The sequence below is a fragment of the Streptomyces sp. NPDC058457 genome, assembly GCF_042720695.1.
Taxonomy (GTDB): Bacteria; Actinomycetota; Actinomycetes; order Streptomycetales; family Streptomycetaceae; genus Streptomyces.
Map to the genome: position 1 here is coordinate 68,298 of NZ_JBHXLU010000023.1, position 14,139 is coordinate 82,436.

Genomic DNA, 14,139 nt, shown 5'->3' on the forward strand with positions numbered 1-14,139 from the left:
CCTCTGCGTTTTTGTTGCGAAATTTCACGCAGGTTACATGATGGAGCGATTCTCGGGAACTGGATACACCGTTCCAACATGCGGACGCCGCAGGGGTTTACGGCGAGGTACCGCTCAAAGCGGTGAAGGTGGTGGGGGACCGATCCGGACAGATCCGTGTCCATCGGTCCGCAGGGGCGGGGGTGAGCGTCGCGCCACCCCACAGGTGCATGGCAGGCCTCATTGCCTGCGGCGCTTACGGCTCATGCCCAGTGGTTAAGCATTCGAAACCAGCGAGTAACGGGTAATTATGCGGCCCAACGCATAGCTACCAGTCGCACTATCCTACGGCCGTCCCGAACAGGACGCCCAGGGCGTACGTCACACCGGCCGCCGCGCCGCCCAGCGCGAGCTGCCGCAGACCGCTGAACCACCAGCTCCGCGCGGTCACCTTGGCCACCACGGCACCACACCCGAACAGCCCGGCGAGCGCCAGCAGCAGGGCGGGCCAGAGCGCGGTCGCGCCGAGCAGGAACGGCAGCACGGGCAGCAGCGCGCCCAGCGCGAACGACCCGAAGGACGAGACGGCGGCGACCAGCGGCGAGGGCAGGTCGCCGGGGTCGATCCCGAGCTCCTCGCGGGCGTGTATCTCCAGCGCCTGCTCGGGGTCGGCGGACAGCTGCCGGGCGACCTCCCGGGCCAGCTCCGGTTCGACACCCCGCGCCTCGTACAGCGCGGCCAGCTCGGCCTCCTCGTCCTGCGGGTGTCTGCGCAGCTCCCCGCGCTCCACGTCCAGCTCGGCCTCGACGAGCTCGCGCTGCGAGGCGACGGAGGTGTACTCGCCTGCGGCCATCGAGAAGGCGCCGGCGGCCAGCCCCGCGAGCCCGGTGATCACGATGGTCTGATGACCGACGGCCCCGCCGGCCACACCGGTCATCAGGGCGAGGTTGGAGACGAGCCCGTCCATGGCGCCGAAGACGGCGGGCCGCAGCCAGCCCCCGTTCACATCCCGGTGGGTGTGGTTGTCACGGTGGGCTTCGTGCAGGGTCGCCCGGGTCTCGATCACGGCCATGAGGGGTCCCCCAAAAGGTCTCGCAGCGCGCCCCGATAAGCTGAGGCAAAGCTAACTTTGGACAAGTTCTATCTTTCGACAACGCTGACAGTACGCCGGGGCATTCCTGGCCGCCAGCAAGGAAAGGCTGGGCTAACCTGCGGCTTTACCCTCCTCCGCTCACACGTGCGAGGCACTGCACAGATGTCGACCGGGTGATGTGGAGGCTCTTCAGGCTGCGGTCAACCGCCGTTGGTGGGACACATCCGCAAACGGTTCCGCGCCCCCGCGCGAAGCCCCTCCCGGAGAGGCCCGCCCATGTCATCGATCGTCTTCTCCCCGCCGGTCCCCGCTCCCGGGGAGCCCGCCCCCGAACTGCGCGACCGGGCTCGGGGCGCGCTGCTGGGCCTGGCCGTGGGCGACGCGCTCGGGGCGCCGGCGGAGAACATGAAGCCCTCCGAGATCCGCGCCCGCTGGGGCCGCATCACGGGATACGTGACCGACCGCCCCGCCGGTACCGACGACACCGAGTACGCGATCTTCTCCGGCCTTCTCCTCGCCCGGCACGGCTCGGCACTCACCCCGGCCCATGCCGAGGCTGCCTGGCACGAGTGGATCGCCGACCGTGCCGAGGGCCCCTTCAAGGGCGCGGGCTTCAGCGAACGCGGCACCCTGGAGAACCTCCGCCGGGGACTCGCCGCCCCCATCTCCGCCCAGCACCGGCACGCCTGGAGCGACGGCCTGGCCATGCGGGCGGCCCCCTTCGGCGTCTTCGCGGCGGGCCGCCCCGCCGAGGCGGCCCGGCTCGTCGCCGTCGACGGCTCGGTGAGCCACGAGGGCGAGGGCATCTACGGCGGCCAGGCGGTGGCGGCGGGGGTCGCGGCGGCGATGGCCGGGGCCCCGCCGACTGCGGTGGTGGCGGCCGCGCTCGCCGTCGTCCCCGACGACTCCTGGACGGCCCGCTCCCTGCGCCGCGCGGTGTCGGTGGCCCACCGCGGCGAACGGGCGGTGCGCTCAGCGGTGGTCATCGGCGGCTACCCGTGGACCGACCTGGCCCCGGAGGCGGTGGCCCTGGCCTTCGGCGCGTACGCGGCGGCGGACGGCGACTTCCGGGACGCGGTGCTGACGGCCGTGAACATGGGGCGCGACGCGGACACGACGGCCGCGGTGGCCGGCGCGCTGGCGGGCGCGACGATGGGAGAGACGTCGATCCCGCCGGAGTGGGCAGCGGCGATCGGCCCGGCGCGAGGCAGCTGCCTGCCGTCGATGGCGGGACAGCACGTACTGGAGGTGGCGGAACTCCTGACGGCGGCGGCTTCACCACGGACCGAGCGGCAGCCGTCGACACCGGCACATCTACCGACCGAACTGCGGCCATGGGTACCAGCCGATCCACCGAGCGATCCACACCCCGAACCACCCGGCCTGATCCCGACCGAGCCGCAACGTTCCAGGCCGGCCTTCCTGCCAACGGAGCCACTCCCCTCCACACCAGCCCTCCCACCCACCGACCCACACCCCTCCACACCAGCCCTCCCACCCACCAACCCACACCCCTCCACACCAGCCCTCCCACCCACCAACCCACACCCCTCCACACCAGCCTTTCTGCCAAGCGAGTCGGGTGGTGGGTGGGCGGGGTTCCGGGGGTCCAGGGGGCGGAGCCCCCTGGGCGTCGGCTGTGGTGAGGGGGGCCGGTGAACCGGCGGCACATCGAGGGGCTCCTCCTCGGCCTCGCCGCGGGCGACGCCGCCGGCTGGCCTTCCGCACGGCACCGCGCATCCCGCATGCCGGAATGGACCCGCCGCCTCACCCGCGAACTCGACACCTTCGCCGAACAGAACGCGACCACCACCCTTCCCGTCCCCATCGCTCTCAACCAACCCCCCGAGCCCCTCCGCCTCGGCCCCTCCGACGACGCCGAGTGGGCGGCCTTCGCCGCGGAAGCCGTCCTGCGCGCCGGCGACGACACCGCTCTCGGCGACCTCAGCCGTGAGCTCCGTACCCGCGCCGCCATCGACCTCACCTGGACCGCGGTCGCCTCCGAGGTCGCCGCCGCGGCGGAACGCGCCCCGGAGGTCGAGTCGGCCGTACTCCCCCTGCGCGCCCGCATCTCCGTCCGCGCCGGCCTCGGCAACCTCGCCGCCGGCCTGCGCCCGCCCGCCACCGGCCACGACAACCCGCACTACTTCGACGACGCCGCCTGCGTCCGCGCCTGCGCGCTCGCCGTCGCCCACCCCGGCGACCCCCAACGCGCCGCCGACCTCGCCGAGTTCGACGCCCGCTACACCCAGGACGGCGACGGCGTGCACGGCGCCCGCGCCATGGCCGCGGCCCTCGCGCTCGCCCTCGTCGGCGCCGAGGTCGAGACCTGCGTGGCCGCAGCCCTCACCGAACTCCCCGAATCCACCGAGATCGGCCGCAACGCCCGCCACGCCCTGGCCCTCACCGGCGCCGCGGACACGGCATTCGCCCTCGTCCCCCTCCTCGAACACCAAATCGTCGACCACGTCTACAGCTACGGCATCGCCGCAGCCGAGACCGTCCCGGTCGCCCTCGCCCTCGCCACCGCAGCGCGCGGCCGGATCGCCGAGGCCGTACCCGCCGCCGCCTGCCTCTCCCGGGTCGCCGACTCGGCCCCCGCCCTCGCCGGCGCGCTCACCGGCGCTCTCGGCGGCGCCGATTCGATCCCGCAGTCCTGGCGGGACGCCTGCCGCACCCTCTCCGGCTGTGCCCTCCCCCGCCTCACCGGCACGGACCTCGTGGAACTCGCCGAACTCCTGGAAGCCACACAACCGGCCCGTCCAGGTGGATGATTCGGTACATGACGCCCAAAGGAGAAGAAAGCGCCGGAGCTTCGCTCGACGACCGGATCACCGGAGCACTGGTCGGGGCCGCCGTCGGCGACGCCCTCGGCGGTCCGGTCGAGGGCTACTCCCCCGACCAGATCCTCGAACGACACGGCGGCCGCGTCCACGGCATCGTCGGCCCCTGGAACGGCGACGAGTGGCGCACCGCCCGCCCCATCGCGCCCTACCACAAGGGCGACGGGCACGTCACCGACGACACCTTGATGACCCATGCGCTGGTACGGGTGTACGACCGGGTCCGCGACCACCTCGACGCATACGCTATCGCCGACCACCTGGTCCCCGACCTGATGACCAACCCCCGCTGGATCCCGGAACTGGAGACGGAGACCATCCCCCTCCACCGGATCTTCCTCGCGGAGAAGTGGCTGGCGACCCGCCTTCACTACGGCCATGCCGACCCCCGGGAAGCCGGCGTCGGCAACATCGTCAACTGCGGTGCGGCGATGTACATGGCCCCGGTCGGCCTGGTCAACGCGGCGCATCCGCGGGCCGCGTACGCCGAGGCGCTGGACGTGGCGGGCGCCCACCAGTCGTCGTACGGCAGGGAGGCCGCGGGCGTCTTCGCGGCGGCGGTGGCGGCGGCGACGGCGCCCGGCGCGACACCGGACTCCGTGGTCGGCGTCTGCCTGTCCATGGCGAAGGACGGCACCCGCGAGGCGATCGAACGCGTCTGTGAAACGGCGGCACGGTACTCCGACTTCGAGTCGGCGCTCACCCCCCTCCGCGACGCGATCGCCCCCTACGACACGGTCGGCCCCGACTACCGGTCCCCCTCCCTCGGCGCCCGCCGACCCTCCCGCCTGCACGCCATCGAGGAACTCCCCGTCGCCCTGGGCATGTTGCTGGTGGCCGACGGCGACTACCGCCAGGCCGTGCTCGGTTCGGTCAACTACGGCCGGGACTGCGACTCCATCGCGACGATGGCGGGCGCGATCGCCGGCGCGCTGGGCTCGCCGGTTCCGGAGGACTGGTCGAAGCGGGTCGCGGAGGCCAGCCGCCTCGACCTCTGGGCACCGCCCCGCACGCTGGCCGCGGTGGCCCGGGAGGTCTACGCCCTCGACATGGAACGCCGCCGCGCCCACGAGGAGTCCTTCGCCCGCCTCGGAGGACCGAGTTGCTCCGCCTGACCTGGGTCCAGCCGGAGGATCTGCTGGGCCACGAGCTGCGCCAGGCCCGGCAGGACGGCCGGGAACCGTCGGCGATCGCTGCGCGCTGGCGGTCGGCCGGAGGCGCGGACGCGCCGGACCGGGCAGGCGCGTCGGAGGGACGGGCCTCCCGCTATCTGCGTCAACTGGCGGAGGACCTGCTCGACGAACTCGCGGACCTGCCGAGCAGGTTGAACGAGCCGACGGATCTGGCCGACATCAAGGCGCTGTGTCCCGAGTGGCCGTCTGCGCAGCGGAGAGGGCGGTGCGGACCGTCGTGCGACTGCGGGTGCGCGGGGGCTGATCGCGCAGTTCCCCGCGCCCCTGACGGGGCGCCGTCCAGCCGCTTCCTACATAGCTGCGGGCAGTCGTGCCTCCCCCAGAGCCCGAAGGGCCTGGGGGGACCCCCGGGCGGCACGGTTGGGCGCAGCGGCACCCGGCCAGCGCCGGTAAGCGAAACCCCCCGCCCCCAGCCCCCATCCGCCCGCGCCTACCACGCCGCCTGGCTCGGCCGAGCCGTCGGCTGTCTCCTCGGGAAACCCGTCGAGAAGCTCCCCCTGCACGCCATCCGCGAACTCGCCCGCGCCACCGGCAACTGGCCCCTGAACCACTACTTCACCGCCGACGGCGTCCCCGCCGAACTCCTCTCCGCCCACCCCTGGAACCGCCGCTCGGCCCCCACCTCCCTCGCCGAGAACATCGACGGCATGCCCGAGGACGACGACCTCAACTACCCCCTCCTCAACCTCCTCCTGCTCCAACGCCACACCAGGGAGTTCGCCACCGCCGACGTCGCCGCCCTCTGGCTCGACGAACTCCCCGCCGGCCGCACCTTCACCGCCGAACGCGTCGCATACCGCAACCTCCTCACCGGCATCGAGCCCCCGCACACCGCCCGCCACCGCAACCCCTTCCGCGAGTGGATCGGCGCCCTCATCCGCGCCGACGTGCACGGCTGGACCAACCCCGGCGACCCGGCCGCCGCGGCCGAACAGGCCCACCGCGACGCCGCCCTCACCCATACGGCCAACGGCGTCTACGCGGCGATGTTCACGGCGGCCGTCATCGCCACCGCCGCCACCGGCACCCACGACGTCCACGCCTGTCTGCGCACCGGCCGCGCGGTGATCCCGCCCCACTCCCGGCTGGCCCACGCCGTCGACCACGCGATCCGGATCGCCGGAGAACACGACGACTTCGACACCGTCGTGGCGGAACTCCACGCCGCCCACTCCCCCACCCATCACTGGGTGCACGCCATCCCCAACACCGCTCTGATCGCCGCCGCCCTCACCCACGCCGACGGCGACTTCACCGGCTCCGTCTGCCGCGCGGTGAGCGGCGGTTGGGACACCGATTCGAACGGCGCGACCGCCGGCTCGGTCGCCGGTCTGCTCGCGGGCGACCCCGACGCGCTCCCCGACCGCTGGACGACCCCGCTCAAGAACCGACTCGCCACCTCCGTCGCCGGCTTCGACGGCACCGGCTTCGACACCCTCGCCCACCTCACCCACCTGGAGGCGACCCGCTCATGACCCACATCGCCGTACTAGGCAGCATGAACATGGACCTCGTCGCGTACGCCGAGAAGGCCCCGCAGCTCGGCGAGACCGTGACGGGACGGGCGTTCCGCACGATCCCCGGCGGCAAGGGCGCCAACCAGGCGATCGCCGCCGCCCGCGCCGGCGCCACCGTCTCGATGATCGGCGCGGTCGGCCATGACGTCTACGGCGCCCGGATGCGCGAGACCCTCGAACACTCCGGCGTGGACACGGACTCGCTGCGCACGATCGAGGGCCCCTCCGGCACCGCGCACATCGTCGTGGACGACGAGGGCGGCAACGCGATCGTCGTGGTCCCCGGCGCGAACGGCACCGTCGACCATCTCGCCCCCGGCGACGAGGGCGTCATCGCCTCCGCCGACACGCTCCTGCTCCAGCTGGAGATCCCCCTCGCGGCGGTGGTGGCCGGTGCGCAGGCCGCCCGCCGGCACGGCGTCCGGACCATCCTCACCCCGTCCCCCGCCCACCCGCTCCCGTACGAACTCCTCCACAACATCGACCTGCTGGTGCCGAACGAGCGGGAGGCGGCCACCCTCACCGACCGCGCCGACCCGCGCGACGCGGCGGCCGCGCTCCTCGACCGGGTACCGCAGGTGGTGGTCACGCTCGGCGCGGCCGGCAGCCTCTACCTCACCCGCGACGCCGTACCCCTCGTCATCCCCGCGCCCCGGGTGACCGCCGTCGACTCGACGGGCGCGGGCGACACCTTCGTCGGCGCCCTCGCGGTGGCCCTGGCCGAGGAGAAACCGATCCGCGAGGCCCTGTCCTGGGCAGCCGCCGCGGCCGCGATCTCCGTACAGCGGGAGGGGGCGACGGAGTCGATGCCGTACCGCCCGGAGATCGAGGCCCAGTACACCGCATGAGTACGACACCCGTGACACCCGCGACAGCCACCACAGCCACCACAGCCACCACAGCCACCACAGCCACCAGCATGGCGGGGCACCCCGAGTCCCCGCCCCCTCCCCCGCCCCTCACCGGTCTGCGCGTCCTCGATCTCGCCACCCTCTTCGCCGGTCCGCTCGCCGCCACCCTGCTCGGTGACTTCGGCGCCGAGGTCATCAAGGTCGAGCACCCTGCCAAGCCCGACCCCTCCCGGGGCCACGGCCCGGCGAAACAGGGCGTCGGCCTGTGGTGGAAGCTGCTCGGCCGCAACAAGCGCACCCTCACCCTGGACCTGTCCAAGCCCGGCGGCCGCGCCACCCTGCTCCGGCTCGCCGCCACCGCCGACGTGATCATCGAGAACTTCCGCCCCGGCACCCTGGAGAAATGGGACCTGGGGTGGGAGGAGCTGTCCGCCGCCAACCCCCGGCTGGTCCTGACCCGGGTCACCGCCTTCGGCCAGTTCGGCCCCTACGCCCACCGCCCCGGCTTCGGCACCCTCGCCGAGGCGATGAGCGGCTTCGCGGCGATCACCGGCGAACCGGATGCCCCGCCGACGCTGCCCCCGTTCGGGCTCGCCGACTCCATCGCGGCGCTGACCACCGCGTACGCCGTCATGACCGCGCTCGCGGCCCGGGACCGTACCGGCGAGGGCCAGGTCGTCGACATGGCGATCATCGAGCCGATCCTGGCCGTCCTCGGCCCCCAGGCCACCTGGTACGACCAGCTCGGCTATGTCCAGGAACGCACCGGCAACCGGTCCGCCAACAACGCCCCGCGCAACACCTACCGCACGGCGGACGGGAGCTGGGTCGCGGTGTCCACCTCGGCCCAGTCGATCGCGGAACGCGTGCTGCGGCTGGTCGGGCGCCCGGAGCTGATCGACGAGCCGTGGTTCGCGACCGGTGCCGGCCGGGCCGCGCACGCCGACGTCCTCGACGCGGCCGTCGGCAACTGGGTCGCCACCCGCTCCCGCGCCGAGGTGCTGGCCGAGTTCGAGAAGGCGGAGGCGGCGGTGGCTCCGATCCAGGACGTACGGGACGTCATGGAGGACCCCCAGTACCAGGCGCTGAACACGATCACGACCGTCCCCGACCCCGAGCTGGGCCCGCTGCGCATGCAGAACGTCCTGTTCCGCCTCTCGGCCACCCCCGGCGCGATCCGCTGGACCGGCCGCCCGCACGGTGCCGACACGGAGGAGGTCCTGACCGAGCTGGGCCTGACCCCGGCCCAGGTGCGGGCGCTGCGCGAGGAGGGCGCCGTATGACCACCCTGCCGTTCCCCCTGACCTGGCTGTACGTCCCCGGCGACCGGCCGCACGTCGTCGCCAAGGCGCTGGCCTCCGGAACCGACGTGGTGGTGATCGACCTGGAGGACGCGGTCGCTCCCGACCGCAAGGACTACGCCCGCGCCGCCACCGCCGACCTCCTCACCCACCGCCAGCCGGTCCCGGTGCACGTCCGGGTCAACGCCCTGGACACCCCCTGGGCCCAGACCGACCTCAAGGCCCTCCTCTCGCTCCCCGGCCTCGCCGGACTCCGCCTCCCGAAAGTCACGAGCCCGGAGGACATCCGCCACCTCGCCACCCGGACCACCACCCTCCCCCTCTACGCCCTGCTCGAATCGGCCCTCGGCATCGAACACGCCTACGCCATCGCCGGCGCCCATCCCGCCCTGCGGGGCATCTCCCTGGGCGAGGCGGACCTACGGGCCGACCTGGGCGTACGGGACGACATCGGCCTCGACTGGTCCCGGTCCCGGATCGTGGTCGCAGCGCGGGCGGCGGGCCTCGCCCCACCGCCCCAGTCGGTCCACCCCGACACCCGCGACCTCAACGGCCTCGCCGCCTCCTGCGCCCACGGCCGCGCCCTGGGCTTCCTGGGCCGCGCCGCGATCCACCCCCGCCAGCTCCCGATCATCGAACGGGCCTACCTCCCCACGGAGGCCGAACTGGAACAGGCGGAGACGGTCATCAAGGCAGCCACCACAGAACAGGGCGCCCAGGCCCTCCCCGACGGCAGCTTCATCGACGCGGCAGTGGTAGCAGCGGCCCGCAGAACCCTCTCCCTCACAAACCGCCGCTAACCCCATCCCCGGCATTTTCGTTCCGCCGCAGCGGCGTGACCCACAACGGCGTTGTCCGGCGGTGCCGGACTCGGCGCAACCCGTCGGTGCGCACACGAAGAGGGCGCCCGGTTCGATCCCGGGCGCCCTCTTCGTCGTACAGCAGCAGGTCAGCTCTTCTTGCTCCCCGACCCGGCCTCGTCCTTGACCTCGTCCTTGGCCTCGTCGTCGGCGTCATCCTCGGCTTCGGCCTCGTCGCCGGAGGCTTCGGCGTCCTTCGCCTCGGCGTCCTTCGCCTCAACGGCCTCGACGACCTCACCGGCACCTTCGGCCTCCGCGGCACCGTCCGCCTCACCGTCGGAGACGCCCGGCTCGACCACCGTCTCCCGGCCCGGCCGCTTCTTGGCAGAAAGCACCATGTACAGCACCGCGAGCAGGAACACGATCATCGCGGTCCAGTCGTTGAGGCGCAGGCCGAGGATGTGGTGGGCGTCGTCGACGCGCATGTACTCGATCCAGCCGCGGCCCACACAGTACGCGGCGACGTACAGGGCGAAGGCACGGCCGTGTCCGAGCTTGAAGCGGCGGTCGGCCCAGATGACCAGGAAGCCGACGCCGATGCACCACAGCGACTCGTAGAGGAAGGTCGGGTGGTAGTAGCCCGGGATCCGGCCGCCCTCGGAGGAGGTGATGTGCAGCGCCCACGGAACGTGGGTCTCGCGGCCGTACAGCTCCTGGTTGAACCAGTTGCCCCAGCGGCCGATCGCCTGGGCGAAGGCGATGCCGGGGGCGATGGCGTCGGCGTAGGCGGGCAGCGGGATCCCCCGGCGCCGGCAGCCGATCCACGCACCCACCGCACCGAGCGCGATCGCACCCCAGATGCCGAGGCCGCCCTGCCAGACCTTGAACGCGTCGACCCAGTCACGGCCCGAGCTGAAGTACAGCTCGTAATCCGTGATCACGTGGTAGAGGCGCCCGCCGACGAGGCCGAACGGCACTGCCCAGACGGCGATGTCGGCCACGGTGCCGGCCCGCCCGCCCCGGGCGATCCAGCGCTTGTTGCCGAGCCAGACGGCTACGAAGACACCGATGATGATGCAGAACGCGTAGCCGCGCAGCGGGATGGGTCCGAGGTGGATCACTCCGCGCGACGGGCTGGGAATGTAGGCAAGTTCTTCCATGGCAGGGTCGACGCTACCGTGCCGGACCGGGCCGACGGCAACCAGCCCGGCTACGGCTCCATAACGGGGACGTGAGAAACGCTTACCCCGCTTACTGCTTGTTCGCGTCCTCGACCAGCTGCTTCAGCTTGGCCGGGGTCATGGTCTGGTCCTCGTAGATGTTCTTGCCGCCGAGCAGGACGGTCGGGGTGCCGTTGAACTTGCCCGCCTGGAAGGCCTGGTTGGATTTCACGACCCAGGAGTTGTGCGTACCGTCCTTGACGCACTTCTGGAACGCCGGCGTATTCAGCCCTTCGACCTTGCCGGCCAGCTCGATCAGCTTGTCGTTGCCGGCGAACGCGTCGTCGGTCTCCTTCGGCTGGTTCTCGTACAGCACGTCGTGGAAGTCGCGGAACTTCCCGGCGTCCTGGGCGCAGGCCGCCGCGTTGGCCGCGTTCCGGGAGCCGCTGCCGCCGAGGTTGCCGTCGATCAGCGTGACCAGGTGGTACTCGATTCTGAGCTGGCCGGCGTCGACCAGCTCGTGGAGCGTCGGGCGGTACGCCGTCTCGAAGGCCTGGCAGGCCGGGCAGCGGAAGTCCTCCCAGACGGTGAGCGTCGCCTTGGCGTCGTCCTTGCCGACCGGGATCGCGAGGCTGTCCTTGCCCTGCGCGCCGGAGGGCGCCACGACCGGGCCCGAGCTCTCGCTGCTCTTGTCCTTGCCCGCGTTCGCGGCGACCAGGCCGATCACCGCCGCCAGGCCCAGGACGCAGACGACGCTCGCGCCCACGATCAGCGCGCGCCGCCGCTTGTCCGCGGCCCGCTGCTTCTCGCGCTCGGCCGCCAGCCGCTCACGGGCCATCCGCTTTCCGTCACGATTCTTCTCGCTCACACCCCCAGAACGAACCGGGGAGGCGCACCGCGCCTCCCCGATCCCAGGTCCACCCGTTCGAGTGACCGAATGTTCTGTTGTTTCCGGCAGCGCTCCCGCGGATCTGCCCCCGCGGGTCTACGCCTGCGGGTCTACGCCTGTCCGCGCACGCCCTTCGCCAGGTCCCCGGCGAGTTCGCGGACGGCCGCCACGCCGGCCGCGTGGTCCGGCGCGTCCAGCATCCGCTTCACGAAGGCCGAACCGACGATCACACCGTCGGCGAAGCCTGCGACCTGGGCGGCCTGGGCCGCGTCGGAGACGCCGAGGCCGACGCAGACGGGGAGCGCGGTGCCGGTGGCGCGGGTGCGCTCCACCAGGTCCTGGGCCTGCGCCCCGACCGATTCACGCGTACCGGTGACACCCATCAGCGAGGCCGCGTAGACGAAGCCGCTGCCCGCCGCGGTGATCTTCGCGAGCCGCTCGTCCTTGCTGCTCGGCGCCACCACGAAGACCGTCGCGAGACCGTGCTTCTCGGCGTGCTCCCTCCAGAGGGCCGACTCCTGGACCGGCAGGTCCGGCAGGATGCAGCCCGCGCCGCCCGCCTCGGCGAGCTCCGCGGTGAAGCGCTCGACGCCGTAGCGATCGATGGGGTTCCAGTACGTCATGACGAGGATCGGCCTGCCGGTGGCCTCGTAGGCCTCCTTGACCGTGCGCATGACGTCCGCGATCTTCACGCCGCCGCGCAGGGCGATGTCGTCGGCGGTCTGGATGACCGGGCCGTCGAGGACCGGGTCGCTGTGCGGCAGCCCGACCTCGACGACGTCCGCGCCGCCGTCGAGCACGGCCTTGATCGCCTCGATGCCGCCGTCCACGGTCGGGAACCCGGCCGGGAGGTAGGCGATCAGGGCGCTGCGGCCCTCGGCCTTGGCGCCGGCGAGGGTGTCGGACAGCAGCTGAATGTTCCCGCTCACTTGGCGTCCCCCTCGATCTCGGCGGTGGCGGTGGCGTCGGCGGCGACCTCGGCGTCGGTGTCGTACAGGCCGAAGTAGCGCGCGGCGGTGTCCATGTCCTTGTCGCCGCGCCCGGACAGGTTGACGACGATGAGCGCGTCCTTGCCGAGCTCCCTGCCTACCTCCAGGGCGCCGGCGAGGGCGTGGGCGCTCTCGATGGCCGGGATGATGCCCTCGGTGCGGGAGAGCAGGCGCAGGGCCTGCATGGCCGCGTCGTCGGTGACCGCGCGGTACTCACCGCGGCCGGAGTCCTTGAGGTAGGAGTGCTCCGGGCCGATGCCCGGGTAGTCCAGACCGGCGGAGATCGAGTACGGCTCGGTGATCTGGCCCTCGTCGTCCTGGAGGACGTACGACCGGGAGCCGTGCAGGATGCCGGGCTCGCCGGCGGTGAGGGTGGCCGCGTGCTCGCCGGTCTCGATGCCGTGCCCCGCGGGCTCGCAGCCGATGAGGCGGACGCCCTCGTCGGGGATGAAGGCGTGGAAGAGGCCGATGGCGTTGGAGCCGCCGCCGACGCAGGCGATCGCGGCGTCGGGGAGCCGGCCGGCCCGCTCCAGGATCTGGCGCCGGGCCTCGACGCCGATGACCCGGTGGAAGTCGCGGACCATCGCCGGGAAGGGGTGCGGTCCTGCGACCGTACCGAACAGGTAGTGGGTGTGGTCGACGTTGGCCACCCAGTCGCGGAACGCCTCGTTGATGGCGTCCTTGAGCGTGCGGCTGCCGGACTTCACGGCGATGACCTCGGCGCCGAGCATGCGCATCCGGGCCACGTTGAGGGCCTGGCGCTGGGTGTCGATCTCGCCCATGTAGATGGTGCAGTCGAGGCCGAACAGCGCGCAGGCGGTGGCCGTCGCCACGCCGTGCTGGCCGGCGCCGGTCTCCGCGATCACACGGGTCTTGCCCATGCGCTTGGTGAGCAGGGCCTGGCCGAGCACGTTGTTGATCTTGTGCGAGCCGGTGTGGTTCAGGTCCTCGCGCTTGAGGAAGATCCGGGCGCCGCCGGCGTGTTCCGCGAAGCGGGACACCTCGGTGAGGGAGCTGGGGCGGCCGGTGTAGTTGACCATCAGGTCGTCGAGTTCGCGGGCGAACTCGGGGTCGTGCTTGGCCTTGTCGTACTCGACGGCGACCTCGTCCACGGCGGCGACGAGAGCCTCCGGGATGAACTTGCCGCCGAAGGCGCCGAAGTAGCCTTCGGGAGAGGGCACCTGGCCTTCGGGGTCAGGGAAGAAGTAGTCGCTGGGCATGCGGAAACCTCACGGTGAGTGTGTGAAACGACACTATTCGCCGTGGGGCGAGGGGTTGCCTGTCGGCTGACTGCCGTCAGTGGCTGATCGCGCTCGCGCGACGGAGTCGCATAATCAGATGAAGCCCCGCGCCCCTGAGGGCGCGCTGCCATCGACGTCCGTTCACCTGCCCGGGTTCGGCACCGATGACGTATCGCACCCTGCGGCCGTGGACGCGCCGCGCCGGCGCACGGCAACCGCGGGGACGGCAGCCGCGCGCCAGGCGGGCGTACCGGTCCACTGCTGTCGTCACCGTGAGAGTCAT

Annotated in this window: 13 protein-coding genes; 7 read left to right on the forward strand and 6 right to left on the reverse strand. The window is 72.3% G+C overall.

The window, feature by feature from the left end:
• Positions 1-319 precede the first annotated feature (319 nt).
• Positions 320-1,051, reverse strand: a complete 732-nt coding sequence (locus ACFWPS_RS20080) for a VIT1/CCC1 transporter family protein (protein WP_383706865.1) — start codon at positions 1,049-1,051, stop codon at positions 320-322.
• A 297-nt stretch (positions 1,052-1,348) separates the two neighbouring features.
• On the opposite strand from ACFWPS_RS20080, the gene ACFWPS_RS20085 reads away from it, so the two are divergent.
• The 7 genes from ACFWPS_RS20085 (at position 1,349) to ACFWPS_RS20115 (ending at position 9,577) form a co-directional block, all read left to right on the forward strand.
• Positions 1,349-2,731, forward strand: a complete 1,383-nt coding sequence (locus tag ACFWPS_RS20085) for an ADP-ribosylglycohydrolase family protein (RefSeq protein ID WP_383706867.1) — start codon at positions 1,349-1,351, stop codon at positions 2,729-2,731.
• The gene (locus ACFWPS_RS20090; RefSeq protein WP_383706869.1) at positions 2,728-3,846 is read left to right on the forward strand and encodes an ADP-ribosylglycohydrolase family protein; all 1,119 of its coding nucleotides are present in this window, start codon (positions 2,728-2,730) and stop codon (positions 3,844-3,846) included. Before ACFWPS_RS20085 ends, ACFWPS_RS20090 begins: the two co-directional genes overlap by 4 nt.
• 8 nt (positions 3,847-3,854) lie before the next feature.
• Positions 3,855-5,030: an ADP-ribosylglycohydrolase family protein gene (locus ACFWPS_RS20095; RefSeq protein WP_383706871.1), complete on the forward strand. Its 1,176-nt coding sequence runs from the start codon at positions 3,855-3,857 to the stop codon at positions 5,028-5,030.
• Positions 5,018-6,583, forward strand: a complete 1,566-nt coding sequence (locus ACFWPS_RS20100; protein WP_383706873.1) for an ADP-ribosylglycohydrolase family protein — start codon at positions 5,018-5,020, stop codon at positions 6,581-6,583. Before ACFWPS_RS20095 ends, ACFWPS_RS20100 begins: the two co-directional genes overlap by 13 nt.
• Positions 6,580-7,473: a ribokinase gene (rbsK, locus tag ACFWPS_RS20105; protein WP_383706875.1), complete on the forward strand. Its 894-nt coding sequence runs from the start codon at positions 6,580-6,582 to the stop codon at positions 7,471-7,473. The genes ACFWPS_RS20100 and rbsK overlap by 4 nt, the downstream gene beginning before the upstream one ends.
• 71 nt (positions 7,474-7,544) lie before the next feature.
• On the forward strand, positions 7,545-8,759 hold the full coding sequence (locus tag ACFWPS_RS20110; RefSeq protein ID WP_383706972.1) for a CaiB/BaiF CoA transferase family protein: 1,215 nt from the start codon (positions 7,545-7,547) through the stop codon (positions 8,757-8,759).
• The gene (locus ACFWPS_RS20115) at positions 8,756-9,577 is read left to right on the forward strand and encodes an HpcH/HpaI aldolase/citrate lyase family protein (RefSeq protein ID WP_383706877.1); all 822 of its coding nucleotides are present in this window, start codon (positions 8,756-8,758) and stop codon (positions 9,575-9,577) included. The genes ACFWPS_RS20110 and ACFWPS_RS20115 overlap by 4 nt, the downstream gene beginning before the upstream one ends.
• Before the next feature lie 149 nt (positions 9,578-9,726).
• Here the strand turns inward: ACFWPS_RS20115 and lgt are convergent, their stop codons facing one another.
• From lgt to trpM, 5 genes are all read right to left on the reverse strand, one after another.
• Positions 9,727-10,737 carry a prolipoprotein diacylglyceryl transferase gene (gene lgt / locus ACFWPS_RS20120; protein ID WP_383706879.1) on the reverse strand — a complete coding sequence of 337 codons (1,011 nt, stop codon included), beginning with the start codon at positions 10,735-10,737 and terminating at the stop codon, positions 9,727-9,729.
• Positions 10,738-10,828: 91 nt separating this feature from the next.
• Positions 10,829-11,605, reverse strand: coding sequence for a thioredoxin domain-containing protein (locus ACFWPS_RS20125; RefSeq protein WP_383706881.1), 777 nt, complete (start codon positions 11,603-11,605; stop codon positions 10,829-10,831).
• A gap of 131 nt (positions 11,606-11,736) precedes the next feature.
• Positions 11,737-12,555, reverse strand: a complete 819-nt coding sequence (trpA, locus tag ACFWPS_RS20130; protein ID WP_383706883.1) for a tryptophan synthase subunit alpha — start codon at positions 12,553-12,555, stop codon at positions 11,737-11,739.
• On the reverse strand, positions 12,552-13,835 hold the full coding sequence (gene trpB / locus ACFWPS_RS20135) for a tryptophan synthase subunit beta (protein ID WP_383706885.1): 1,284 nt from the start codon (positions 13,833-13,835) through the stop codon (positions 12,552-12,554). The genes trpA and trpB overlap by 4 nt, the downstream gene beginning before the upstream one ends.
• A 76-nt stretch (positions 13,836-13,911) precedes the next feature.
• Positions 13,912-14,139, reverse strand: coding sequence for a tryptophan biosynthesis modulator TrpM (trpM, locus tag ACFWPS_RS20140; protein WP_383706887.1), 228 nt, complete (start codon positions 14,137-14,139; stop codon positions 13,912-13,914).

Coding starts and splice junctions, on each gene's coding strand:
- trpB (WP_383706885.1), bottom strand. CDS start 13,835: ATGCCCAGCGACTACTTCTTCCCTGACCCCGAAGGCCAGGTGCCCTCT.
- ACFWPS_RS20080 (WP_383706865.1), bottom strand. CDS start 1,051: ATGGCCGTGATCGAGACCCGGGCGACCCTGCACGAAGCCCACCGTGAC.
- ACFWPS_RS20085 (WP_383706867.1), top strand. CDS start 1,349: ATGTCATCGATCGTCTTCTCCCCGCCGGTCCCCGCTCCCGGGGAGCCC.
- trpM (WP_383706887.1), bottom strand. CDS start 14,139: ATGACTCTCACGGTGACGACAGCAGTGGACCGGTACGCCCGCCTGGCG.
- ACFWPS_RS20095 (WP_383706871.1), top strand. CDS start 3,855: ATGACGCCCAAAGGAGAAGAAAGCGCCGGAGCTTCGCTCGACGACCGG.
- ACFWPS_RS20115 (WP_383706877.1), top strand. CDS start 8,756: ATGACCACCCTGCCGTTCCCCCTGACCTGGCTGTACGTCCCCGGCGAC.
- rbsK (WP_383706875.1), top strand. CDS start 6,580: ATGACCCACATCGCCGTACTAGGCAGCATGAACATGGACCTCGTCGCG.
- ACFWPS_RS20110 (WP_383706972.1), top strand. CDS start 7,545: ATGGCGGGGCACCCCGAGTCCCCGCCCCCTCCCCCGCCCCTCACCGGT.
- lgt (WP_383706879.1), bottom strand. CDS start 10,737: ATGGAAGAACTTGCCTACATTCCCAGCCCGTCGCGCGGAGTGATCCAC.